A 20,860-nucleotide genomic window follows, 5' to 3' on the forward strand; every position below is an offset into this window, starting at 1 on the left:
ATGTTTCCTTTCGCCCGCTCGTCCACCCGCTTCACCGCGCTGATTGCCGCGGTGCTGGTGTCGCTCGTGATGGCGCACACGCTCGGCCTGCTGCACCGGCTGGCGCACGGCGGCGGCGGGGCTGTCGCAGGCGTCGCGGCTGTCGGGGTGGACTCGCATGCGGCCGACGGCCTCAAGCGCCTGTTCGCCGGTCACGACAAGGACAGCGGCGCTTGCGACCTCTATGACCAGCTGACGCACGCCGACGCGCTGTGGAGCGTGCCGGCGCTGGTGCTGCCAGTGACGCAGCCGGCCACTCCCGCCGAGCCCCACGCGTCGTGGCACATCGCTGCACAGTCGGCCGGCTTCCTCGCCCGCGGTCCACCCGCCCTCGTCTGAACCCGCGGCGCGCAGCGCGCCGCCCTCCGCTTGGCCGTCACTCCGTAGCGGCCAACGAAAGTCTGGCCGTTCGCGCCCGGCCTTCGCCCCTGGTTCAGATGTGTCCCGATCCCATGAACAAGCCGATTTCGTTTCCAATGCGGCGCCAGGCCATCGCCTGCGCCGCCTGCCTGGCCCTGGTGCCGGCCGTGCAGGCCCAGTCCGCCCCCGCGGCGACCACCGCGCAGTCCCAGGCCAGCTCTCCTTCGACGACCCTGCCGGAGGTCGTCGTCACCGGCAATCCGCTGGCCAGCGGCGAGCTGACGCTGCCGGTCTCCGTGCTCAGCGGCGATGAGCTGGTGCTGCGCCGCGGCAGCTCGCTCGGCGAGACGCTCAACAGCCAGCCTGGCGTGTCCTCCTCGTACTTCGGCCCCAACGCCAGCCGACCCATCGTGCGCGGGCTCGACGGCGACCGCGTGCGCATCCTGAGCAACGCCGGCGCATCGCTCGATGCCTCGAGCCTGAGCTTCGACCATGCGGTGCCGATCGATCCGCTGATCGTCGAGCGCCTCGAGGTGCTGCGCGGACCCGGCGCGCTGCTGTACGGCGGCAGCGCGATCGGCGGCGTGGTCAACGCGCTCGACAACCGCATTCCGAAGACGCCGCTGCAGGGGCTCGGCGGCGCGGCGGAGCTGCGTGTCGGCGGCGCCGACAGTGAGAGCGGCGGCGCGGCGCTGGTCGAGACGGGCAACGGTCAGTACGCGCTGCATGCCGATGCGTTCGCGCGCAACACCTCCGACCTGCGGGTGCCGCGCTTCACGCCGCTCCAGGACGGCGGCGCGCTGCCCGAGGCGGACCGCGTGCGCAACTCGGCCAGCCGCGCGCGCGGCGGCGCCTTCGGCGGATCGCTGTTCTTCGGCGGCGGCCACGTCGGTCTCTCCGTCGACACCTACGACAACGTCTACGGCACGCCGGCCGAGGAGGGCATCCACATCGACATGAAGCGCGACCACCTCGGGCTGGCGTTCGAGGCCAAGGACCTCGGCGGCGGCCTGCTGCGTGCGGTGCGAGGCAACGCCAACTACACCGACTACCGCCACGCGGAGGTCGAAGCCGACGGCGCGATCGGCACGGTGTTCAAGACCCGGGGCAGCGAGCTGCGCCTGGAGGCCGAGCACGCGCCGCTGGGCAGCGTTCGCGGGACCGTGGGCGCGCAGTTCGAGGACGTGGACTTCTCGGCCCTCGGCGACGAGGCCTTCGTGCCGGACACCCGCACCAGGCGCCAGGCCCTGTTCGCGCTCGAGGAGCTTGCGTGGGCGGGCGGCACCACGACCGGCGGAGTGCGGATCGAACACGCCCGCGTGCGCTCGGCAGGCGACGAGGACGGCGCCGATCCGCGCTTCGGTGCACCGAGCGAGCGCAGCTTCTCGCCGCGCAGCGCTTCGGTGTCTCACCTGCTGAAGCTGACGCCGCAGTGGTCGCTGACCGGTGCGCTGAGCGTCAGCGAACGGGCTCCCACGTCCTTCGAGCTCTACGCGAACGGCCTGCACGCGGCGACGGGCGTCTTCGAGCGCGGCGACGCGACGCTGCAGAAGGAGCGCGGCCGCAATCTCGACGTCGCGCTGCTGTGGAAGTCCGGCGAGGATCACCTGCGGCTGGGCGCCTTCGCGTCTCGCTTTTCGCGCTTCATCTCCCTCGAGGCCACCGGCGGCACGGTCGACGTGGTCGATGACGACGGCAGCACACGGGCGGTGGCCGAGTACGCGTTCCGGCCGGTGCGCGCTCGCATGAACGGCATCGAACTCGAAGGCCGCCACCGGCTGCTCGATGCCGCATGGAAGCTGGATGCCAGCGGCAAGCTCGACTTCACCCGAGGCACCAACCGCGACACCGGCGAGCCGCTGCCTCGCATCGCGCCGTTGCGCATGCTCGTGGGACTGGACGCTCGCCGCGGGCCGTGGGGCGGACGCATCGAGGTCGACCATGCCGCCCGCCAGGACCGCGTCCCCGCCACCGACGTGCCGACGCCGTCGTACACCATCGTCAACCTCACGCTGACGCGCAGCCTGCAGCTCGGCCCGGGCGACGGCCTGTGGTTCGTGAAGGTGGGCAACGTCGGCGACGAGCTGGCCTACAGCGCGTCGACGGTTCGCACGGTGAGGGACCTGTCGCCGCTGCCGGGGCGATCGGTGAAGACGGGGATACGGGTGGCGTTCTGAGGCCTCACGGCGCCAGCCGCTCCCGAACCCACTCGCCGCCTTGCTCGCGGTACCGCAGCCGGTCGTGCAGCCGCGAAGGCCGGCCCTGCCAGAACTCCCACAGGTCCGGCGCCAGGCGATAGCCGCCCCAGTGCGGCGGCCTGGGCGGGTTCAGCAGGTACTGCGCACTGATCTTGGCGACGTTGGCGACCAGCGTCGCGCGAGACGCGATGACCTGGCTCTGCGGCGAGGCCCAGGCGCCGATGCGCGAGTCGAGCGGACGCGTGCGGTAGTACGCGTCCGACTCCTCCTCGCTGACCCTGACGACCCGTCCCTCGATGCGCACCACGCGCTCCAGCTCGATCCAGTGGAACTGCAGCGCGGCAAAGGGATGCGCATCGAGCTCGCGCCCCTTGCGGCTCTGGTAGTTGGTGTACCAGACGATGCCGCGCGCGTCGTAGCCCTTGATCAGCACGACCCGCGTGGAGGGGCGCCCGTTGTCGCCGACGGTCGCCAGCGTCATCGCATTCGGCTCCGGGAGCTGAGCGTCCAGTGCCTGGTGGAACCACAGGTCGAACTGCTTCAGCGGGTTGGCGTCGGACGCCCTCTCGTCCAGCTCGGCGCGTTCGTAGCTCTTGCGCAGGTCGGCGATGTTGGTCATGGGCCGAGTATAGAAACCCAAGGATGCCGCCATGGCACTGCGCCCGCCGCCAGCGTGAAAGCACGAGCGTCCGTAACCGTCTTGTAATGAGTGTCCAAAAACGCCTACGTGAAATGCCTTAAGTAGACGCCCTCTGGCCGAAACCCGATCCGCCTTCCATTCTTCAGATGCGCGGGCTCGCCTTGCGAGTTGCGCGCATTCGTGGTGCACAACACTCGTCGTTGGAGGGAAGATGAAATCGCGGCCGGCAGTGATCGTGTTGGCAGCCGGAACGGGTTCTCGTTTCGGAGCATCCGGGCACAAGCTCACGCAGCGCCTGGGTGCATCGAGCGTGCTCGGGTCCACGCTGCGCCACGCGATCGCCAGTCATCTCCCTGTGATCGTCGTCACCACGGAAGCGCTGGCCGACGCGGCGCGCCACCATGTCGCCTCGCGCGACGTGGTGGTCGTGCCTGAGGTCGGGACCCCCGGGCCGCACTCGCTGGGCATGGGCTACTCCATTGCGGCCGGCGTCTCGGCCCGCCCGCAGGCGAGCGGCTGGCTGGTGCTGCCTGGCGACATGCCGATGATCCAGCCGGCCACGCTGCTGGCCGTCGCCGCCGCACTCGAGCATCACCCGGTCACCTACGCCCAGCACCGCGGCCGTCGCGGGCACCCGGTCGGCTTCGCGGCGGAGCTGTATTCGGAGCTCGTCACGCTGTCCGGCGACGAGGGGGCGAAGCGGCTGGTGGCGCGCTATCCTGCTCACGGGGTCGACGTCGACGATGCGGGCGTGCTGCTCGACGTGGACACCGAAGCCGATCTCGAGAAGCTGCGGCTGGCGCACGCCACGCAGCCGCCGTACGCGGCGCCTGTCGCTCGCTGAGGCCCGACTCCGCTAGGCCGTGAGCGAGTGATCGCGCGCCAGCGCGACCAGCCGCTCGATCTCGCGGTCCCGGATTCCGCAGCCCCGCAGCGAGGCGGCCGTGCCCACGAGGTAGTCGAGCGTGGTGCCGTAGCGGCCGCAGGCCCTGCGCAGGATGTCGATCATCTTCTCGTCGGGCACGGGGCCGACGTAGCTGGGGCTGTTGCGGCTCAGCGTGAACGCCAGCGCGTTCACCATGCCCTGCGGCGTGCGGCACGGCAGCCACCGCGGGTCGTACACGCCGGTGGGCATTTCGCGCAGCCACAGTCGCTCGAGCTCCTGGTGCGCGCGTGCATGGTCGACGCGGTAGGCCATGCCTTTGCACGAGCCGCCGGCGACCAGCGCGAACACCAGCCCGGGACACTCGGGCGTGCCGCGGTTGATGTTGGAGAGCATCTCCAGCGCGCGATGCCAGCCGTACACCGTCGCCAGGCGCTGCTCGACCGCCTCGAACTCGGGTCGCCAGATCAGCGACGCATAGCCGAACACCCACAGGTCCGCCTGACCGCCCCATTCGGCGCGGATGCGGGCGAGCTGGTTCGTCGGATGGCGCGGATGCGAAGGAGGATGTGGCGTCATGAGCGCGACTCTATTGAAACTCACCGGTGCTTGTAGGAGGCAGCCCACGGCCAACGCCGCCTTCGCCCGACAGCGAAGTCCCTGGCGCCAGGCACAGCATGTGAAATCGGCTTGACCGGCCTGGCTGCACTGCCTACAACTGCCCCGTGAACCCCGTCGTCGCATCCGCCGCCTCGCATCCGCGCCGCTGGCCCTGGTGGGCGGGCAGTGTCGCGCTCCTGGTCACGGCCGCCGGCGCATGCGAAGTCGCCGGCTGGCCTTTCCTGGCCGAGGCGATCCAGCCCTGGATGGCGAGCGTCCTGCAACGGCGCGTCGACCTCTCGATCGACGGCCACACGCCGGCCTCGGTTCGCGTGCGCCTGCTCGGGCGGCTGCGCATCGAGGCGCCCCTCGTCAAGATCGGCGACGCAGGACACACCCTGAACGCGCGCGACGCGGTCGTCGAGCTGAGCTATGCCGACCTGTGGCGCGCGTCGCGCGGCCATGCGCTGGAGATCCGATTGCTGCAGGCAGCGGACTTCGACGGCGCCATCGGCCGCATGGCGAAGGCGCCGGCGTCGTGCGACCTCGGGCCCGGTGACGGCGCGACCACGCCGTCGACCGACCGGCTGCGCGAGGTGCGCTGCATCGACGGCTCGTCGCATCAGGCCCGTGTCGATCCTGATTTGACGCTGTAACTAAGTTACCTCACAATCCAGCTGTGAGTTACATCCACGCCTCCACGGCGCGTTGCCCATGAATCCCACCGTCCTTGCAGTCACCCGCCGCATCCGCGATCGCAGCGCCAAGAGCCGCGCCGAATACCTCGAGCGCGTCCAGCGCGCCATCGACCGGCCGCGCGGCAGCGAGCGCATGGGCTGCGCGAACGTCGCCCATGCCTTCGCCGCTCTGCCTTCCGACGACAAGCTGCGCGTCGTCGCCGAGCGGGCGCCCAACATCGGCATCGTCAACGCCTACAACGACATGCTGTCCGCGCACCAGCCGTACGAGGGCTTTCCGGCCGTCATACGCGACGAGGCGCGCCAGCAGGGTGCCACGGCGCAGGTCGCCGGCGGCGTGCCGGCGATGTGCGACGGCGTGACGCAGGGCCTGCCCGGGATGGAGCTGAGCCTGTTCTCGCGCGACACCATCGCGATGGGCACGGCGATCGCCCTCACGCACGACGTGTTCGATGCCGCGCTGCTGCTCGGCATCTGCGACAAGATCGTGCCGGGCTTGCTGATCGGCGCACTGCACTTCGGACATCTGCCCTGTGTCTTCGTGCCCGGCGGGCCGATGAGCAGCGGGCTGTCGAACAACGAGAAGTCCAAGGTGCGCGAGCAATACGCGCAAGGCCTGGTCGGCCGCGACAAGCTGCTCGAAGCGGAATCCGCGGCCTACCACGGCCCGGGAACCTGCACGTTCTACGGCACCGCCAACAGCAACCAGATGCTGATGGAGGCCATGGGCCTGCACGTGCCGGGTGCGGCCTTCATCCATCCGCACGACGGCATGCGCGAAGCGCTGACGCGCGAAGCGGTGCGCACCGTGCTCGAGATCACCAAGGGCAGGCGCTTCACGCCGATCGGCCAGCTCGTCGACGAGCGGGTGATCGTCAACGCGATGGTGGCGCTGCTGGCCACCGGGGGCTCCACCAACCACCTGATCCACTGGGTGGCGGTGGCCCGCGCGGCAGGCATCGCCATCGACTGGACCGACTTCTCCGAACTGTCGCAGGTGACGCCGCTGCTGGCCCGCGTGTACCCGAACGGCAGTGCCGATGTGAATCAGTTCCAGGCCGCCGGTGGTCCCGGATTCGTGATCCGCGAGCTGCTGGATCACGGCGTGATGCATGCCGACGTGGCGGCCGTGGCCGAAGGCGGCATCGGCGCCTACACGCGTGTGCCGCAGCGCGAAGGCGAGCGGCTGGTGTGGTCGCAGCTGCCTGCGAAGAGTGGCGACGACCACGTGGTGCGCACCGCCGCGGCGCCGTTCAGCGAGACCGGCGGGCTGAAGCTGCTCACGGGCAACCTGGGCCGGGCGGTGATCAAGGTGTCCGCGGTGCCCGCCGAGCGGCACGTGGTGGAGGCGCCGGCCATCGTGTTCGAGACGCAGGAAGAGCTGCTTGCGGCCTTCAAGGCCGGCGAGCTGGAGCGCGACCTGGTCGCCGTCGTGCGCTTCCAGGGACCGCGCTCCAACGGCATGCCCGAGTTGCACAAGCTCACGCCGCCGCTGGCCGTCCTGCAAGGCAAGGGATTCCGTGTCGCGCTGGTCACCGATGGCCGCATGAGCGGTGCCTCGGGCAAGGTGCCGGCCGCCATTCACGTGAGCCCCGAGGTGCTGGCCGGCGGCGCCCTCGGCAAGGTGCGCACCGGCGACCGCATCCGGCTCGATGCAGTGGCCGGCACGCTCGACGCGCTGGTCGACGCGGACGAGTGGGCGGCGCGCGAAACCGCGCAGCTCTCCGACGCGCATCGCGACATCAACGCCCATGGCCTGGGACGCGATCTCTTCGGCGGCATGCGGCGCAACGTGCTGAGCGCCGAAGAAGGCGCCGTCACCTGGCTTTGAACATCACTACGACGACAACAATGAACACCCTCGAACTCGCCAGCCATGGGCCGGTCATCCCGGTCATCGTGATCAACCGCCTCGACGACGCCGTGCCGATGGCACAGGCCCTGGTCGAGGGCGGCGTGAAGGTTCTCGAAGTCACCCTGCGCACGCCGGTGGCGCTGCGCGCGATGGAGGCGATCGCCAAAGCCGTGCCCGATGCCATCGTCGGCGCCGGCACGGTCCGCAATGTCGCCGACGCGCAGGCGGCCAAGGACGTCGGTTGCCGCTTCGCCGTGAGCCCGGGCTACCTGAGCGAGGTCGGCGTCGCCTGCCGCAGCATCGGCCTGCCGCTTCTGCCCGGCGTCGCGACGGGCAGCGAGGTGATGCAGGCCAACCTCGACGGCTACCACTTCCTGAAGTTCTTTCCCGCCACGGCGGCCGGCGGTATTCCCATGCTGAAGGCGCTGGCCGGGCCGTTTCCCGACGTGGTGTTCTGCCCGACCGGCGGCATCACGGCGCAGACCGCAGGCCAGTTCCTCGCACTGCCCAACGTGCGTGTGTGCGGCGGCTCGTGGCTGACCCCGCACGATGCGGTGGAGGCGAAGGACTGGGCGCGCATCACCCGGCTGGCGCGCGAGACGGCGCAATTGCGTTCAGCGTGACGCAGTTCGCGAAGGAAAACCCTGCCCCGGCGGTTAGGGGGTGCCTGCGGCCCCGCTGCGGATGCACAATCGCGGCCACAGCGGGTGGACAGGGGCCGCGGAGCTAGGGAGAGAAACAGATAACGCAACAGGGCGCCGACAGGCGCCCTTGTTGTTTCCGGAGGCGCTCAGGCCTGCTGGGGCCGCTGCTCGATCAGCTCGATCTTGTAGCCGTCAGGATCGGTGATGAAGGCGATCACCGTGGTGCCACCCTTCACCGGACCCGGCTCGCGGGTGATCGCGCCGCCCAGCGCCGCGGCCTTGTCGCGCACCGCCGCGCAAGCGGCCGCAACGTCGGGCACGCCGATCGCGATGTGGCCGTAGGCCGTGCCCGGCTCGTAGCGGTCGACACCGTAGTTGTAGGTGAGCTCGATTTCGGCGTGCTCGGGGTTGCGCCCGTAGCCGACGAAAGCCAGGTCGTACTTCTGCTCGGGCCGCTGGGTGGTGCGCAGCAGCTGCATGCCCATCACCTGGGTATAGAAATCGATCGAGCGCTGCAGGTTGCCGACGCGCAGCATCGTGTGGAGCAGTCGCATGGTCCGAGGCCTCCCAGGGTGTTGCCGCTAGCGCGCATCGAGAACGATGCATGTCGTCGTGGCGTGGGCGAACAGTGTGCCATCCGGCCCGACCAGCCGCCCCTGCGAGGTGCCGATGCGCCCACCGCTGTAGATGATTTCACCGATCGCGCGCACCAGCGGCACCTTGTCGGTCAGCGCCTTCACGTAGTTCACCTTCAGTTCCAGCGTGGTGTAGGTCTTGCCTGCGGGCAGCAGCGTGTGGACGGCGCAAGCGACGGCCGAATCGAGCAGCGTCGCGATCCAGCCGCCGTGCACGCTGCCCAGCGGGTTGTAGTGGGCGAACTGCGGCCTGCCCTGGAACTGCACGCGCCCGGGCTCGGCCTCGACGAGGAAGAAGTCGAGCGTGCCGCTGATCGGCGGGTATGGGATCTCGCCCGCCAGCATGGCCTCGAAGACCTGCATGCCGGTGCGTCCGGCGAACTGCTCGGGCTTGCCGAGCCCGGCGTGCTGGCGGCGCGCGCGCACCTCGGCGTCGCGGGCCTGCCAGGCGGCGAGGGTGGCTTCGGCGGCGGACGGCTGGGGAAGGGCGCTCATGGGCAGGTCTCCGGCGAGGTGAGGCTTGTATCCGCAATCATTGTATATACAATAGTCTGCGTGACGCAACGCGCCCATCCCAAGACCCAGACGCCAGCCGGTCGCGGCGAGGCGGTGCCGCGCGGGTGCACCAACCTCAAGCTGCGGCAGCTGAGCCGGGCCGTCACCCGCCACTACGACGCGTACGTGGCGCCCACGGGGCTGAAGAACACGCAGTACTCGCTGCTTTCGCATGTCGTGCTGCTGGGGCCCCTCAAGCCTTCGGAGCTCGCGGCGAGCATGCGGCTCGATGCGTCCACGCTGACGCGCAACCTGCAGCCGCTGCTCGCGCAAGGCTGGCTCACGCAAGGCCCCGGCGCGGATGCCCGCAGCCGGCTGATCGAAGCCACCGACGCCGGCCGGGCCCAGCGCATCGAGGGCCAGCGCGCATGGAAGCAGGCCCAGCTCGCGCTCAATGCGCGCCTGGGCCCCGAACGCGTGGTGGCGCTGCACGCGCTCATCGACGCTTGCCTGGCCGAGCTCGACGCGGCCGGTGAAGAGGAGTCCCCATGACCACCACCGCCCGCACCACGCCTGCGTTCGCCTGGGTGCTGATCGCCGCCGCCGGCACCTTCGCGCTGACGATGGGGGCGCGCCAGTCGATGGGCCTGTTCGTGGGCACGCTCAACACGAGCACCGGACTGGGCATTGCGAGCATCAGCCTGGCCTTCGCCTTCGGCCAGCTGTGGTGGGGCCTCACGCAGCCGCTCGCCGGAATCGTCGCCGACCGCATCGGCGCCGGGCGCGTGCTGTTCGCGGGCGTGGTGCTGGTGGCCGTCGGCACGGCGCTCATCCCGTTCATGCACAGCACCTGGGGCCTGGTGCTCGCGATCGGCGTGCTGGCTGCCGGCGGCGCCGGCATGGCGGGGCCGTCCGTGCTGATGGCGGCGACCACGCGGCTCATCGCACCCGAGCGGCGCGGCATCGCCACCGGCATCGTCAACGCGGGCGGGTCCTTCGGCCAGTTCGTCTTCGCGCCGATCGCCCAGGGCATCACTGCGGCCGCCGGCTGGGTGGCGGCGCTGCAAACCCTTGCGGCACTTTCGTTGCTGGCGCTGCCCGCCGCCTGGGTGCTGCGCGGGTCGTCGAACGCAGCAGCCGGCGCGGCGAACACGCCGCGTGAAGGCACACGCGCGGCGATCGCGCGCGCCTTGAGCGATCCGAGCTATCGCATGCTGTGTGCGGGCTTCTTCGTCTGCGGCTTCCACGTCGCCTTCATCGCGACCCATCTGCCTGGCGTCGTCGCGGCCTGCCAGCTGCCGCCGGACATCGGCGCCTGGTCGCTGGCGGTGATCGGCCTGTTCAACATCGTCGGCAGCTTCGCGATGGGCTGGGCTGTCGGCCGCTGGCGCATGAAGTCGCTGCTGTCGCTGGTGTATGCCGCGCGAGCAGTGGCGGTGCTGGTGTTCATGCTGGCGCCGAAGACCCCGGCAGTGATGCTGGCCTTTGCCGCCGCGATCGGTCTGACCTACCTCTCGACCGTGCCGCCGACAGCAGGCCTGGTGGCCAAGTTCTTCGGCCCCGCGAACATGGCGACGCTGTTCGGCATCGTGATGCTGGCCCACCAGATCGGCGGCTTCCTCGGCGCCTACATGGGCGGCAAGGCCTTCGAATGGACCGGCAGCTACGACTGGATGTGGTACGCCGACATCGTGCTGGCAATCGGCGCGGCCCTGGTGCACCTGCCGATCCGCGAGGCGCGGCTGGCGCCAAGGGTGGCGCCCGCCTGATCGTCAGTCTTTGCGGGCGGCCTGCACGCCGGGCTGCACGTCGTCGCCGTAGGCACTCTTCCACCGGTCCGCGATGGTCGTGACCTCGTCGAGCCGCTTTCCCGGCAGGCCATCGTCGGCGTGCCAGTTCGCAAGCCGCGTCTCGATGGAGTAGTGCACGACCGGCCGCATCGCCGACGGATCGTCCAGGCTGCCGACGCCGATGTCCATGTTCTTCGACTCGTGGTACTCGAACGAGAGTGGCGTGCCGCATCGGTTGCAGAAACCGCGCCGCGCGATCTTCGACGACGCGAAGTAGGTCGGCGGCGACAGCCAGCGCACCCTGTCCTTCGGCAGGTTGAACCAGGCGACCCGCGTGTTGCCGAATGCCAGCTGGCACATGCGGCAATGGCAGTAGTAACCCTCGCGGTCGTCGGGCGTCGCTTCGTAGCGCACGCTGCCACACAGGCAGCCGCCGGTCAGGGGAGTGGGTTCGGCCATTTCCAGGATCTCCTCTTTCAATGCATCACACGGGCACCGTGTAGTTGAGCGTGAGCCGCCCGCCGTCGACGTAGACGATCTCGCCGGTCATGTAGCTCGCGGCGCTGCTCAGCAGGAAGGCGGCCACGTCGGCGATCTCGCGGGGTTCGCCCAGTCGCTTCATCGGCGTGCGGCTGAGGATGCGCGCTCGTGCCTCGTCGCTGCCGAGCACCGCGTTCTTCGCCAGTTCGGTGGCGATGGTGCCCGGCGCGACGGCGTTGACGCGGATGTTCTTGTCAGCGAGGGACAGCGCCATGACGCGGGTGAGCTGGTTCACGCCGCCCTTGCTCGCGTTGTAGCTTGCGATGCTCGGAATCGCCATCACGCCGTTCACCGAGCTCATGTTGACGATGGCGCCTCCGCCGGCCCTCGCCATCTCGCGCGCGACCGCCTGTCCGACGAGGAACGAGCCCTTCAGGTTCACGTCGAGCACCGCATCCCAGTCGGCTTCGGTGATGTCGAGGAAATCGGCCGCCCTGAAGATCCCGGCGTTGTTGACCAGCGCATCGATGCGGCCGAACGCCGCGAGCGTGGAGGCGACCGCCGCATCCACCTCCGCCTTGATGGCGACGTTGCAATGCACGTACAGCGCCCGCGCGCCGTCCTCGACCAGGCGGGTGGCGAGTGCCTGCCCGCGTGTGTCGTCGACGTCCCACAGCGCCACCGCGGCGCCATCGCCCGCCAGCCGTTCGGCGCATGCCGCGCCTATGCCCTGGCTCGCACCGGTGATCACCGCGACCTGGCTCTGCAGGCCGAAATGCACGCTACCCATTCCTCGTCTCCTTCAGTGGTGTCGTTGCGGCCGGTCGAGCCAGCACGCCAGGCCCTGCGCATTGAGCTCGATGTCCATCTCGAGCAGCTCCAGCACCGCGGCATCGTCCAGCAGGCAGCCATGCTCGCGCACGCGCCGCAGGTAGACGCGCGAAAGGTCTTCCTTCAGCCGCGTGTGCCGTTGGTTTTCGTGCGCGGCGGCGCGGCCCAGGGCGACAATTTCGTCGATCTGCTCGAGCAGATCGCGACCCAGCCTCTGCACGTCGCCCACCAGGCCGAAGTGCGTGAGGTACATCCATTGCGGGTCGAAGGCGAGCAGCCGCTGCACCGACGCACGCAATGCTTCGGGCTCGAACTGAACCGGCGTGGTGGTCGGCAGCAGCCAGGGTCCCTTCGCGCTGTCGAACTCCCGGTACGACAGTCCGAAGGTGTCGCCGGTGAAGAAGCCGCGGCTCCTCGTGTCCCAGACGCAGTGGTGGTGGCGCGCATGGCCGGGCGTGTCCAGGAACTGCAGCCTGCGCCCGACCCAGTCGAGCGTCATGCCGTCATGCGTGCTCACGACACGCTGCGCGTCGACGCCGACCACCTCGCCGTACGAGCGCATCACCTCCTCGTCCCCGTACACCGCTCTCGCGCTGTCCATCAGGTGCGAGGGATCGATCAGGTGCTTGGCGCCGCGCGGGTGCACGAGCAGTCGCGCCTCGGGCAGATGCCGCATCAGCAGGCCGACGCCGCCGGCATGATCCAGGTGCACATGCGTCGCGATGACCCAGTCGACCTGCGCCGGGCGCAGGCCGGCGACGGCCAGCGCTTCCAGCAGGCGCGGCACCGAATAGTTGGTGCCCGTGTCGACGAAGGCACCGCGTCCGGCTTCGACGACGAGGTAGCTCGCATCGAAGCGCGGCCGGTGAAAGCCCGTGTCGATGACGTGGATGCCGTCGGCGTGGCGCTGTAGGAATCGATCGGGAGCAGGCATCATGGGATAAGGGAAGTCCGAAGCCATTCTAGGAATCCGCCGCCGCAGAACTTTCGACGGCGTCGTCGGTCGCACACGGCTTCCCCGCAGTACGAGTCCGAGCGATGTTCCATTCTTCTCGCAATTCCATGGGGGCAGCCGTTGCGCTGAGCGCCTTGCTGGCCGGCTGCGCCGCCTCCTATGGGCCGCAGTCGCTGCGCCCCGGGACCTCGCTGGGCGAGGTCACCGCAGCGCTGGGCCCGCCCACAGGGCGCTATGCAAGAGCCGACGGTGAACGTGTCGAATACGCGCGCGGCCCCTTCGGCAAGCACACCTACATGCTCGACTTCGATGCGCAGGGTCGTCTGTTGCGGTGGCAGCAGGTTCTGACCGAGTCGCAGTTCGAAGCGATCCGCACGGGAATGAGCGGCGACGAGGTCATGGTGGCCTTGGGCCATCCGGCCGAAACGCGACCGCTTGCCTATCAGCAGCGAACGCTGTGGTCCTACCGGTACGACGCGCCGTTCTGCACGTGGTTCCAGGTGGGCATCGACCGCCAGGGCAGGGTCGTGGACACGGGCTACGGCCCGGATCCGTTGTGCGAGGACTTCAATTTCGGCGACAGCGGCAAATGACCGGACCCATCTTGTACGGCATCACCAATTGCGACACGGTGAAGCGCGCCCGCGCCTGGCTCGAGGACCGCGGGATCGAGCACAGCTTCCACGACTACAAGAAGGCAGGCGTTCCGCCTGACCGGATGGAGCAGTGGATCGACCGGCTGGGCTGGGAAGCGCTACTGAACCGCCAGGGCACGACGTGGCGCAAGCTCGACGACGCGACCAAGGCCTCGGTGACCAACGCCGACGCAGCGCGGGCTGCGATGCTCGCGCATTCGAGCCTGATCAAGCGCCCCATCATCGAATGGCCGTCCGGGGACATCACGGTCGGTTTTACACACGACTCGTTCAAGCAGCACACGCGCGAGTGACTGACGCCTTGCCTCCCGCGCCCCGCCTGGGGGCGCGGGAGGCGCCGCTTCAACCTGCCAGCAGCTGCCTCAGCACGAACGGCAGGATGCCGCCGTGCTTGTAGTAGTCCACCTCGATCGGCGTGTCGATGCGCAGGGTCAGCGTCACGCGCTTCAGGCTGCCGTCGGGGGCGGTGATGACCAGCGTGGCGTCCTGCTGCGGGCGGATGTGCGAATCGAGCTCGATGTCGAAGCGCTCGTCGCCCTTGATGCCCAGCGACTGCCAGCTGTCGCTGCCCTTGAACTGCAGCGGCAGCACGCCCATGCCGACGAGGTTGCTGCGATGGATGCGCTCGAAGCTGCGCGCGATCACTGCCTTCACGCCGAGCAGCTGCGTGCCCTTGGCAGCCCAGTCGCGCGACGAGCCGGTGCCGTACTCCTCACCGCCGAAGATCACCGTGGGCGTGCCTTGGGCGATGTACTTCATCGCGGCGTCGTAGATCGGCATCTTCTCGCCGCCCGGCTGGAACAGCGTGAGACCGCCTTCTTCGCGGCTGCCGCCCGCCAGCGGGGGAATCATCAGGTTCTTGATGCGCACGTTGGCGAAGGTGCCCCGCATCATCACCTCGTGGTGGCCGCGCCGTGAGCCGTAGGAGTTGAAGTCGGCCTTCTGCACGCCGTGCGCCTTGAGCCAGGTGCCCGCCGGCGAGCTCTCCTTGATGGAGCCGGCAGGCGAGATGTGGTCGGTGGTGATCGAGTCACCGAACAGCGCCATCGCCCGCGCGCCCTTCACGCCGACCTCGCCGACGCGCGGCGTCATCGCGAAGCCCTCGAAGAAGGGCGGCTTCGCGATGTAGGTCGACTTGGGCCAGGTGTAGACCTGCCCCTTGACGCCGTTGATGCCCTTCCACAGCTTGCCGGGATCGCTGCCGACCTTCTCGTAGTTGGCCTTGTAAACCTTTGGATTCATCGCATGCTTGAGCAGCGCGTACACCTCGCTGCTCGACGGCCAGATATCGCCGAGATAAACGTCCCGGCCGTTCGCGCCGCGGCCCACCGGCTCGGTCATCAGGTCGCGCAGCATGGTGCCGGCGATCGCGTAGGCCACCACCAGCGGCGGGCTGGCGAGGAAGTTGGCCTTGAGGTTCGGGTGGATGCGCGCCTCGAAGTTGCGGTTGCCCGACAGCACCGCCGCGCACACCAGATCGTTGTTGTAGATCGCCTCGTTGATCTCCGGCGTGAGGTCGCCTGCGTTGCCGATGCAGGTGGTGCACCCGTAGGCCGCGACGGTGAAGCCCAGCTCCTCCAGGTAGGGCAGCAGCTCGGTGCGCTCGAGGTACTCGGTGACGATGCGCGAGCCGGGCGCCAGCGACGTCTTGATGTGCTTCCTGACCTTCAGGCCCGCCTTCACCGCCTTCTTGGCCAGCAGGCCGGCGGCGAGCAGCACGCTGGGGTTGGAGGTGTTGGTGCACGAGGTGATCGCCGCGATCAGCACGTCGCCGTTGCGGATGGCGATGCCGTCGCTGGTGGAGAAGCCCTGCTCGAGCTTTTCGGCCGGCTGGTTGAACCCGTTTTCCGCCGCGGGCTTGGAGAACAAGGAGGCGAACTGGGTCTTCACCTGGCCGATCTCGATCCGGTCCTGCGGCCGCTTGGGGCCGGCCAGGCTGGGCGCGACCGTGCCCAGGTCGAGCCGGACGACCGAGCTGTAGTCGATCTGGCCGGCCTTGGGAATGCCGAACAGCCCCTGCGCCTTGAAGTAGGCCTCGAAGGCCTCGATCTCCTTGGCGGTGCGGCCGGTTCCGCGAAAGTATTCGATCGTCTTGTCGTCGACCGGAAAGAAGCCCATGGTCGCGCCGTATTCGGGCGCCATGTTGGCGATGGTCGCTCGGTCCGGCACGGTGAGGCTTTCGGTGCCTTCGCCGAAGAACTCGACGAACTTGCCGACCACCTTTTCCTTGCGCAGGATCTCGGTGACGGTGAGAACGAGGTCCGTCGCCGTGACTCCCTCGCGCAGCCGGCCGCTCAGTTCGAAGCCGACGACGTCGGGCGTCAGGAAGTACACGGGCTGACCCAGCATGCCGGCCTCGGCCTCGATGCCGCCCACGCCCCAGGCGACCACGCCCACGCCGTTGATCATCGTCGTGTGGCTGTCGGTGCCGACCAGCGAATCGGGGTAGTACAGGTCATGCTCGCCGCGATGCACCCCCCGCGCCAGGTACTCCAGGTTCACCTGGTGCACGATGCCGAAGCCGGGCGGCACGACGCCGAAGGTGTCGAAGGCCTGCATGCCCCACTTCATGAACTCGTAGCGCTCCTGATTGCGCTGGAATTCGAGCTTCATGTTGAGGTCGAGCGCATCCTTGGTGCCGAAGTAATCGATCATCACCGAGTGGTCGACCACCAGGTCCACCGGCACCAGCGGCTCGATGGTCTTGGGGTTCTTGCCCATGTCGGCCGCCACGTTGCGCATTGCGGCCAGGTCGGCCAGCAGCGGCACGCCGGTGAAGTCCTGCAGCACCACGCGCGCCACGATGAAGGGGATCTCGTCGGTGCGCGCGGCGCCGGGCTTCCACTCGGCCAGCTCGGCCACATGCTCGGCGGTGACCTTCTTGCCGTCGCAGTTGCGCAGCACGCTCTCCAGCACGATGCGCAGCGACACCGGCAGGCGGTTCACGTTCGGATGGGTGTGGGCCAGCTCGGGCAGCGAGAAGTAGCGGCCCTGGCGGCCCGAGTCGGTGGTGAATGTCTTCAGCGTCGTCGCGAACGCGTGGCTGGTGATATTGATCGGCATGGCGCAAACCTCGTGGCGTGGGTGGCGAAGAGTGTCGCAAGCGGGGATCGGATTATGGTGTCAGCGCCCCGTGCCGCGCGAGGCGTAGGGGTGCATCAGACCTCGTGCGGCACCAGGCTTTCGATCTCGTCGAGCACCGCCGCCAGCTCGGCGCTCACATGAGCGAACCAGCTGTCGGCGGCCGCCCGATCGTGCGCACCGATCGCCGTCTGCAGCGCCGCCGAGGCGGTGTGCAGGCCGTTCGCACCAATCGTGCCCGCAAGTCCCTTCAGATCGTGCACGCGTCCCAGCGCCTCTTCCCAGGCACCGCCTTCGAGGGCCGCGCCGACGACGCGGGTGAAGTCGAGGTTGGCGTCGCGAAAGCCGCGCAGGATGCGCCGGTACAGGTGCGTCTTGCCCAGGCAGCGGGCCAGCCCGTCGGCGGTGTCGATGACGCCCATGCCCTCGGCCGGCACCCAGTCGGTCGCCGGGCCCGGCTCGACGGCCTGCGGCGCGGCGCGGCGCGAGACGATCCAGTCGGCCATGGTGCGCAGCATCTGGCCGACGTTGAGCGGCTTGGGAATGTGGGCGTTCATGCCGCTGGCGAGCGCACGTTCACGGTCCTCGGCGAGCGCGCTCGCCGTCATCGCGATGACCGGCAGCTTGCGAAAGGCCGGATCCGCACGCAGCCGCCGCGTGGCGGTGTAGCCATCCATCACCGGCATCTGGCAGTCCATCAGCACCCCGTCGAACGGTCCTTCGCTGGCGAGCTTGTGCAGCGCCTCCTCCCCGTTTTCCGCCACGACGACTTCCATGCCGGCGCGGCGAAGCAGTTCGCACGCCAGCTCCTGGTTCAGCGGATGGTCCTCGGCGAGCAGGATGCGCGCGCCGGCCAGCCGGGCCCGCGTGGTGTCGCTGATGTGCAGCCCGCCCAAGGTCGCGCGCACTGGGATCGGCTGCGCCACATCGGTGCGGCGCGCCCGCAGCAGACAATCGTGAAGGCTGGATGGCGTGACCGGCTTCTGAAGCACGCCGACCAGCGGCAGGTCGCTTCCGGCGCGCAACGCATCCTCGCGCGCGAAAGCGGTGACCAGCAGGATGCACGACAGCAGGCCGGGATGGGCGCGGACCATCTGGCGCGCGCAGCTGACGCCGTCCATGCCGGGCATCTTCCAGTCGAGCAGGATCCAGCTGTAGGCGCGTGGATCGCGGTCCACGAGCTCGAGCGCCTGCGCGCCGCCGGCCGCGCGGTCGACGGCGATGCCCAGCCGCTCCAGCATCTCGCCCAGCAGTTCGCGCGCCGCCGGGCTGTCGTCGACCAGCAGCGCGCGCTGGCCGCGCAGTTCGTCGGCCGTCGGGGCACGCGGGGCCGCACGCTGCGCGCCGCGGCCGAAGCGCGCGCTGAAGTGGAAGGTCGACCCCCGGCCCGCCTCGCTTTCCACCCAGAGGCGACCGCCCATGCGCTCGACGAGCTGGCGGCAGATGACCAGGCCCAGCCCGGTGCCGCCGAAGCGGCGCGTGGTCGAGCTGTCGGCCTGCATGAAGGGCTGGAACAGACGCGACAGTTGATCGGGCGTCATGCCGACGCCGGTGTCGCGCACCCAGCCATGGAGCTCGATGCCGTCGACGTCCTGCGCGTCGACTTCCATGCCGACCACCACCTCGCCCGCGTCGGTGAACTTGATCGCGTTGCTGCCCAGGTTGACGAGCACCTGGCGCAGCCGGGTCGGGTCGCCGACCAGGCGCACGGGCAGGCCGGGCGCGGGGGCGAACAGCAGCTCCAGGCCCTTCTCGTCCGCCTTGAGGCCCAGCACGTCGGCCATCTCGGCGACGACCGACTCGAGCTCGAACTCGACACGCTCCAGCTCCATGTGGCCGGCCTCGATCTTGGAGACGTCGAGGATGTCGTTGAGGATCTGCAGCAGGTTCCCGGCCGCGCTGTGCGCCTTTTCCACGTAGTCGCGCTGGCGCGGCGGCAACCCGTCCTCCAGCGCCAGATGCGTCATGCCGATGATGGCGTTCATCGGTGTGCGCAGCTCGTGCGACATGTTGGCGAGGAAAGTCGACTTGGTCTGGCTGGCCGCCTCGGCCGCTTCGCGCGCCTGCTGCATGGCGACTTCGGTTTGCTTGCGTGCGGTGATGTCCTGGATCACGGCGCAGAACTGCGGCTCGATTTCCCATTCGAGCGCGATCACGCTCACATCGGTGTCGAAGGTGGTGCCGTCGATCCGGCAGAAGCGCCATTCGAAGCTTTGCACGCGCTGCCCGGTGCGCATGTGCTGGCGCAGCAGCTCGAGGGCTCGCTCGCGACTGCCCTGGCCATTCGGCTGGGTGGGAGGGGACAGGTCGGGCAGCCACACGAAGCGGCCAAGGAGGTGCTCGGGCGCATCCGCGCCGAACAGGCGCAGCGTGGCGGGGTTGCAGTGGGTGACGCCGCGCTTGCGATCGAAGAACAGGTAGCCGTTGAGTGCGTGCTCGAAGACCGCGGCGAATCGCACCTCCGCTTCGCGGCGCGCGGAGATGTCGAGCCAGTAGCCGTTGTAGACCACGCTGCCGTCGGGCTGCGGCTGCGGCGTGCTGTGCGCGAGGACGCGCACCGCGTGGTCGCCATGGCGCACCGCGAACTCGGTCGGCTCGGTCGGCGGGGAATGCGACGGCTGGCCCGCCAGCCGCCACGGCAGCGTCGGATCCTCGGCGAGCTTGTGGTCGTTGACGCCGAAGAGCTCCCTCACGCCCCGGCCGAGAAACGAGAACCGCCCCTGCGCGCCGGGCGCCGGCTCCTGGTAGCGGAAGACGGTGAGCGGCAGCGCCTGGGCCATGTCGAGCAGGTCGCGACGCGCCTGCAAGGCCGTGTCGAGCAGTTCCACGCGTCGCCAGCCAGCCCAGATCAGCAGCCCGCCGACGAGCCACAGCGCGGCAGCGCCGGCAATCACCGGTGCGATCAGCGCGCGCTCGTCCGCCAGCGGCGCCAGGACCCAGACGCTGAAGGGCCGGTCCTCCAGCGGCGACGAGATGGCCAGGTGGCGCGTGCCGCCAAATTCGACGCTCGGCACGTTGCGCCCACCGACCGGCGTCTGCGACATCGTCCAGGGCAGCGGCTCCGGCACGCTCTGGTAGATCGCGGTCCAGTCGGCCGGCGTCTGCGCGCGCGGGTCGGGCATGCGTCGCAGCAGGGTGCCGCTGCGATTGCCGAGCACGACCACGCCGTTCGCGTCGGTGACGCAGATCATGCTGCCCTCGCTGCCGAACAGTCGGTTCAAGGTGTCGGAGTCCTGCTTGATCACCGCAACGCCGATCGGCCGGCCGTCGTGCTCGACGCGGTGGGCGAAGTACAGGCCCGGGATGCGGCTGATGCGGCCGAGCAGGAACTGCGACGACTCGCCGACATGCATCGCCTCGACAAAGTACTCCCGCGTGCGCAGATTGCCCGCGATCGCCGGCGGCTGCGCCAGCTTGTCGGCAATGCCGTTGGCGACCGTGTTGCCTTCGCGATCGATGAGCAGCAGCAGCTGCAAGCCGAAATCCTCGACCACATGGTCGAGCTGCGCGTTCATCGCCTGCACCGCCGGCTCGCGCAGCTGCGCATCGCGCAGTCTGATCCGCTCGGGTTCGCTCACGGCAGCGGTGTCGGGCAGGCGCTGCACCGACAGGAACTCGACCACCGAGGGGTGGTGGGACAGGTTCTTCGGTACCGCAGCAAGTTGGCGGAAGGTCAACGCGAGCGCATCCCTGACGCCGGTGAGCCGCACCGATGCGGTGGACCAGGTCTGCTCCCGGTGTTCGCGCACACGCTGCTGCGTGAACCATCCGCCGGCGGCGATGACGAGCGCCGTCCAGAAGACGGCGATCAGCCCCAGCACGCGCAGGCGCTGACGACGGTCCGACGCGGTCGGAAACCGCGAATTCATGGGTCGTGATTCCTATGGGCCGACTGCCCGATGCCCTCGAATCGTTGTATCAGAAAGAGGCAGCGGCTGACCCCGTGATTTCGCGCGCTGTGCGAGGCGCAGAAACGAAAAGGCCGCGCCCGGATGCGGCGCGGCCTCGCGAAAGGAGCCG

Annotated in this window: 19 protein-coding genes; 10 read left to right on the forward strand and 9 right to left on the reverse strand. The window is 69.3% G+C overall.

The window, feature by feature from the left end; translation table 11 throughout:
* On the forward strand, positions 1–378 hold the full coding sequence (locus P7V53_RS09110) for a hypothetical protein (RefSeq protein WP_280155169.1): 378 nt from the start codon (positions 1–3) through the stop codon (positions 376–378).
* 113 nt (positions 379–491) lie between these two features.
* A complete protein-coding gene (locus P7V53_RS09115) occupies positions 492–2,576 on the forward strand; it encodes a TonB-dependent receptor (RefSeq protein WP_280155170.1) in 2,085 nt (694 codons plus the stop codon).
* Positions 2,577–2,580: 4 nt separating this feature from the next.
* Here P7V53_RS09115 and pdxH read toward each other — a convergent pair whose 3' ends face one another.
* Positions 2,581–3,216, reverse strand: a complete 636-nt coding sequence (pdxH, locus tag P7V53_RS09120; protein WP_280155171.1) for a pyridoxamine 5'-phosphate oxidase — start codon at positions 3,214–3,216, stop codon at positions 2,581–2,583.
* A gap of 232 nt (positions 3,217–3,448) precedes the next feature.
* Between pdxH and P7V53_RS09125 the strand changes: the two genes are divergently transcribed.
* The gene (locus P7V53_RS09125) at positions 3,449–4,081 is read left to right on the forward strand and encodes a nucleotidyltransferase family protein (RefSeq protein WP_280155172.1); all 633 of its coding nucleotides are present in this window, start codon (positions 3,449–3,451) and stop codon (positions 4,079–4,081) included.
* A gap of 12 nt (positions 4,082–4,093) precedes the next feature.
* Here the strand turns inward: P7V53_RS09125 and P7V53_RS09130 are convergent, their stop codons facing one another.
* Entirely contained in the window at positions 4,094–4,699 is a 606-nt protein-coding gene (locus P7V53_RS09130; RefSeq protein WP_280155173.1) for a gamma-glutamylcyclotransferase, read from the reverse strand.
* A gap of 146 nt (positions 4,700–4,845) precedes the next feature.
* On the opposite strand from P7V53_RS09130, the gene P7V53_RS09135 reads away from it, so the two are divergent.
* From P7V53_RS09135 to eda, 3 genes are read left to right on the forward strand one after another with little or no spacing between them, the layout of a single operon-like run.
* Positions 4,846–5,376, forward strand: a complete 531-nt coding sequence (locus P7V53_RS09135; RefSeq protein WP_280155174.1) for a hypothetical protein — start codon at positions 4,846–4,848, stop codon at positions 5,374–5,376.
* 58 nt (positions 5,377–5,434) lie between these two features.
* Positions 5,435–7,249 (forward strand): phosphogluconate dehydratase, encoded by a 1,815-nt coding sequence (gene edd / locus P7V53_RS09140; RefSeq protein WP_280155175.1) that lies wholly within the window; start codon positions 5,435–5,437, stop codon positions 7,247–7,249.
* Positions 7,250–7,269: 20 nt separating this feature from the next.
* Positions 7,270–7,896, forward strand: a complete 627-nt coding sequence (gene eda / locus P7V53_RS09145) for a bifunctional 4-hydroxy-2-oxoglutarate aldolase/2-dehydro-3-deoxy-phosphogluconate aldolase (protein WP_280155176.1) — start codon at positions 7,270–7,272, stop codon at positions 7,894–7,896.
* A 167-nt stretch (positions 7,897–8,063) separates the two neighbouring features.
* On the opposite strand, the gene gloA is transcribed toward eda, so the two are convergent.
* Both gloA and P7V53_RS09155 read right to left on the reverse strand, forming a co-directional pair.
* Positions 8,064–8,471 (reverse strand): lactoylglutathione lyase, encoded by a 408-nt coding sequence (gene gloA, locus P7V53_RS09150; RefSeq protein WP_280155177.1) that lies wholly within the window; start codon positions 8,469–8,471, stop codon positions 8,064–8,066.
* 27 nt (positions 8,472–8,498) lie between these two features.
* Positions 8,499–9,047: a PaaI family thioesterase gene (locus P7V53_RS09155; protein ID WP_280155178.1), complete on the reverse strand. Its 549-nt coding sequence runs from the start codon at positions 9,045–9,047 to the stop codon at positions 8,499–8,501.
* Between the two features lie 60 nt (positions 9,048–9,107).
* On the opposite strand from P7V53_RS09155, the gene P7V53_RS09160 reads away from it, so the two are divergent.
* The gene (locus P7V53_RS09160; protein WP_280155179.1) at positions 9,108–9,599 is read left to right on the forward strand and encodes a MarR family winged helix-turn-helix transcriptional regulator; all 492 of its coding nucleotides are present in this window, start codon (positions 9,108–9,110) and stop codon (positions 9,597–9,599) included.
* Entirely contained in the window at positions 9,596–10,816 is a 1,221-nt protein-coding gene (locus P7V53_RS09165) for an MFS transporter (protein ID WP_280155180.1), read from the forward strand. Before P7V53_RS09160 ends, P7V53_RS09165 begins: the two co-directional genes overlap by 4 nt.
* A gap of 3 nt (positions 10,817–10,819) precedes the next feature.
* On the opposite strand, the gene P7V53_RS09170 is transcribed toward P7V53_RS09165, so the two are convergent.
* The 3 genes from P7V53_RS09170 to P7V53_RS09180 are packed head-to-tail and all read right to left on the reverse strand — an operon-like array spanning position 10,820 to position 13,085.
* A complete protein-coding gene (locus P7V53_RS09170) occupies positions 10,820–11,296 on the reverse strand; it encodes a GFA family protein (protein WP_280155181.1) in 477 nt (158 codons plus the stop codon).
* 25 nt (positions 11,297–11,321) lie between these two features.
* On the reverse strand, positions 11,322–12,107 hold the full coding sequence (locus P7V53_RS09175) for an SDR family NAD(P)-dependent oxidoreductase (protein ID WP_280155182.1): 786 nt from the start codon (positions 12,105–12,107) through the stop codon (positions 11,322–11,324).
* Between the two features lie 12 nt (positions 12,108–12,119).
* Positions 12,120–13,085: an MBL fold metallo-hydrolase gene (locus tag P7V53_RS09180; RefSeq protein WP_348273465.1), complete on the reverse strand. Its 966-nt coding sequence runs from the start codon at positions 13,083–13,085 to the stop codon at positions 12,120–12,122.
* A 125-nt stretch (positions 13,086–13,210) separates the two neighbouring features.
* Here P7V53_RS09180 and P7V53_RS09185 point away from each other — a divergent pair, with 125 nt between their 5' ends.
* Both P7V53_RS09185 and P7V53_RS09190 read left to right on the forward strand, forming a co-directional pair.
* Positions 13,211–13,696: a hypothetical protein gene (locus P7V53_RS09185; RefSeq protein ID WP_280155183.1), complete on the forward strand. Its 486-nt coding sequence runs from the start codon at positions 13,211–13,213 to the stop codon at positions 13,694–13,696.
* Positions 13,693–14,052: an ArsC family reductase gene (locus P7V53_RS09190; RefSeq protein ID WP_280155184.1), complete on the forward strand. Its 360-nt coding sequence runs from the start codon at positions 13,693–13,695 to the stop codon at positions 14,050–14,052. The genes P7V53_RS09185 and P7V53_RS09190 overlap by 4 nt, the downstream gene beginning before the upstream one ends.
* Positions 14,053–14,101: 49 nt before the next feature.
* Here P7V53_RS09190 and acnA read toward each other — a convergent pair whose 3' ends face one another.
* Positions 14,102–16,822, reverse strand: coding sequence for an aconitate hydratase AcnA (gene acnA / locus P7V53_RS09195; protein WP_280155185.1), 2,721 nt, complete (start codon positions 16,820–16,822; stop codon positions 14,102–14,104).
* 95 nt (positions 16,823–16,917) lie between these two features.
* The gene (locus P7V53_RS09200; protein ID WP_280155186.1) at positions 16,918–20,709 is read right to left on the reverse strand and encodes a response regulator; all 3,792 of its coding nucleotides are present in this window, start codon (positions 20,707–20,709) and stop codon (positions 16,918–16,920) included.
* Positions 20,710–20,860: the final 151 nt, after the last annotated feature.

The organism is Piscinibacter sp. XHJ-5 (assembly GCF_029855045.1).
Classification (GTDB): Bacteria; Pseudomonadota; Gammaproteobacteria; order Burkholderiales; family Burkholderiaceae_C; genus Albitalea.

What these genes read in the sequence shown, in the direction of transcription:
- P7V53_RS09110 (WP_280155169.1), top strand. Translation starts at nt 1, where the DNA reads ATGTTTCCTTTCGCCCGCTCGTCCACCCGCTTCACCGCGCTGATTGCC.
- P7V53_RS09115 (WP_280155170.1), top strand. Translation starts at nt 492, where the DNA reads ATGAACAAGCCGATTTCGTTTCCAATGCGGCGCCAGGCCATCGCCTGC.
- pdxH (WP_280155171.1), bottom strand. Translation starts at nt 3,216, where the DNA reads ATGACCAACATCGCCGACCTGCGCAAGAGCTACGAACGCGCCGAGCTG.
- P7V53_RS09125 (WP_280155172.1), top strand. Translation starts at nt 3,449, where the DNA reads ATGAAATCGCGGCCGGCAGTGATCGTGTTGGCAGCCGGAACGGGTTCT.
- P7V53_RS09130 (WP_280155173.1), bottom strand. Translation starts at nt 4,699, where the DNA reads ATGACGCCACATCCTCCTTCGCATCCGCGCCATCCGACGAACCAGCTC.
- edd (WP_280155175.1), top strand. Translation starts at nt 5,435, where the DNA reads ATGAATCCCACCGTCCTTGCAGTCACCCGCCGCATCCGCGATCGCAGC.
- eda (WP_280155176.1), top strand. Translation starts at nt 7,270, where the DNA reads ATGAACACCCTCGAACTCGCCAGCCATGGGCCGGTCATCCCGGTCATC.
- gloA (WP_280155177.1), bottom strand. Translation starts at nt 8,471, where the DNA reads ATGCGACTGCTCCACACGATGCTGCGCGTCGGCAACCTGCAGCGCTCG.
- P7V53_RS09155 (WP_280155178.1), bottom strand. Translation starts at nt 9,047, where the DNA reads ATGAGCGCCCTTCCCCAGCCGTCCGCCGCCGAAGCCACCCTCGCCGCC.
- P7V53_RS09165 (WP_280155180.1), top strand. Translation starts at nt 9,596, where the DNA reads ATGACCACCACCGCCCGCACCACGCCTGCGTTCGCCTGGGTGCTGATC.
- P7V53_RS09170 (WP_280155181.1), bottom strand. Translation starts at nt 11,296, where the DNA reads ATGGCCGAACCCACTCCCCTGACCGGCGGCTGCCTGTGTGGCAGCGTG.
- P7V53_RS09175 (WP_280155182.1), bottom strand. Translation starts at nt 12,107, where the DNA reads ATGGGTAGCGTGCATTTCGGCCTGCAGAGCCAGGTCGCGGTGATCACC.
- P7V53_RS09180 (WP_348273465.1), bottom strand. Translation starts at nt 13,085, where the DNA reads ATGATGCCTGCTCCCGATCGATTCCTACAGCGCCACGCCGACGGCATC.
- P7V53_RS09185 (WP_280155183.1), top strand. Translation starts at nt 13,211, where the DNA reads ATGGGGGCAGCCGTTGCGCTGAGCGCCTTGCTGGCCGGCTGCGCCGCC.
- P7V53_RS09190 (WP_280155184.1), top strand. Translation starts at nt 13,693, where the DNA reads ATGACCGGACCCATCTTGTACGGCATCACCAATTGCGACACGGTGAAG.
- acnA (WP_280155185.1), bottom strand. Translation starts at nt 16,822, where the DNA reads ATGCCGATCAATATCACCAGCCACGCGTTCGCGACGACGCTGAAGACA.
- P7V53_RS09200 (WP_280155186.1), bottom strand. Translation starts at nt 20,709, where the DNA reads ATGAATTCGCGGTTTCCGACCGCGTCGGACCGTCGTCAGCGCCTGCGC.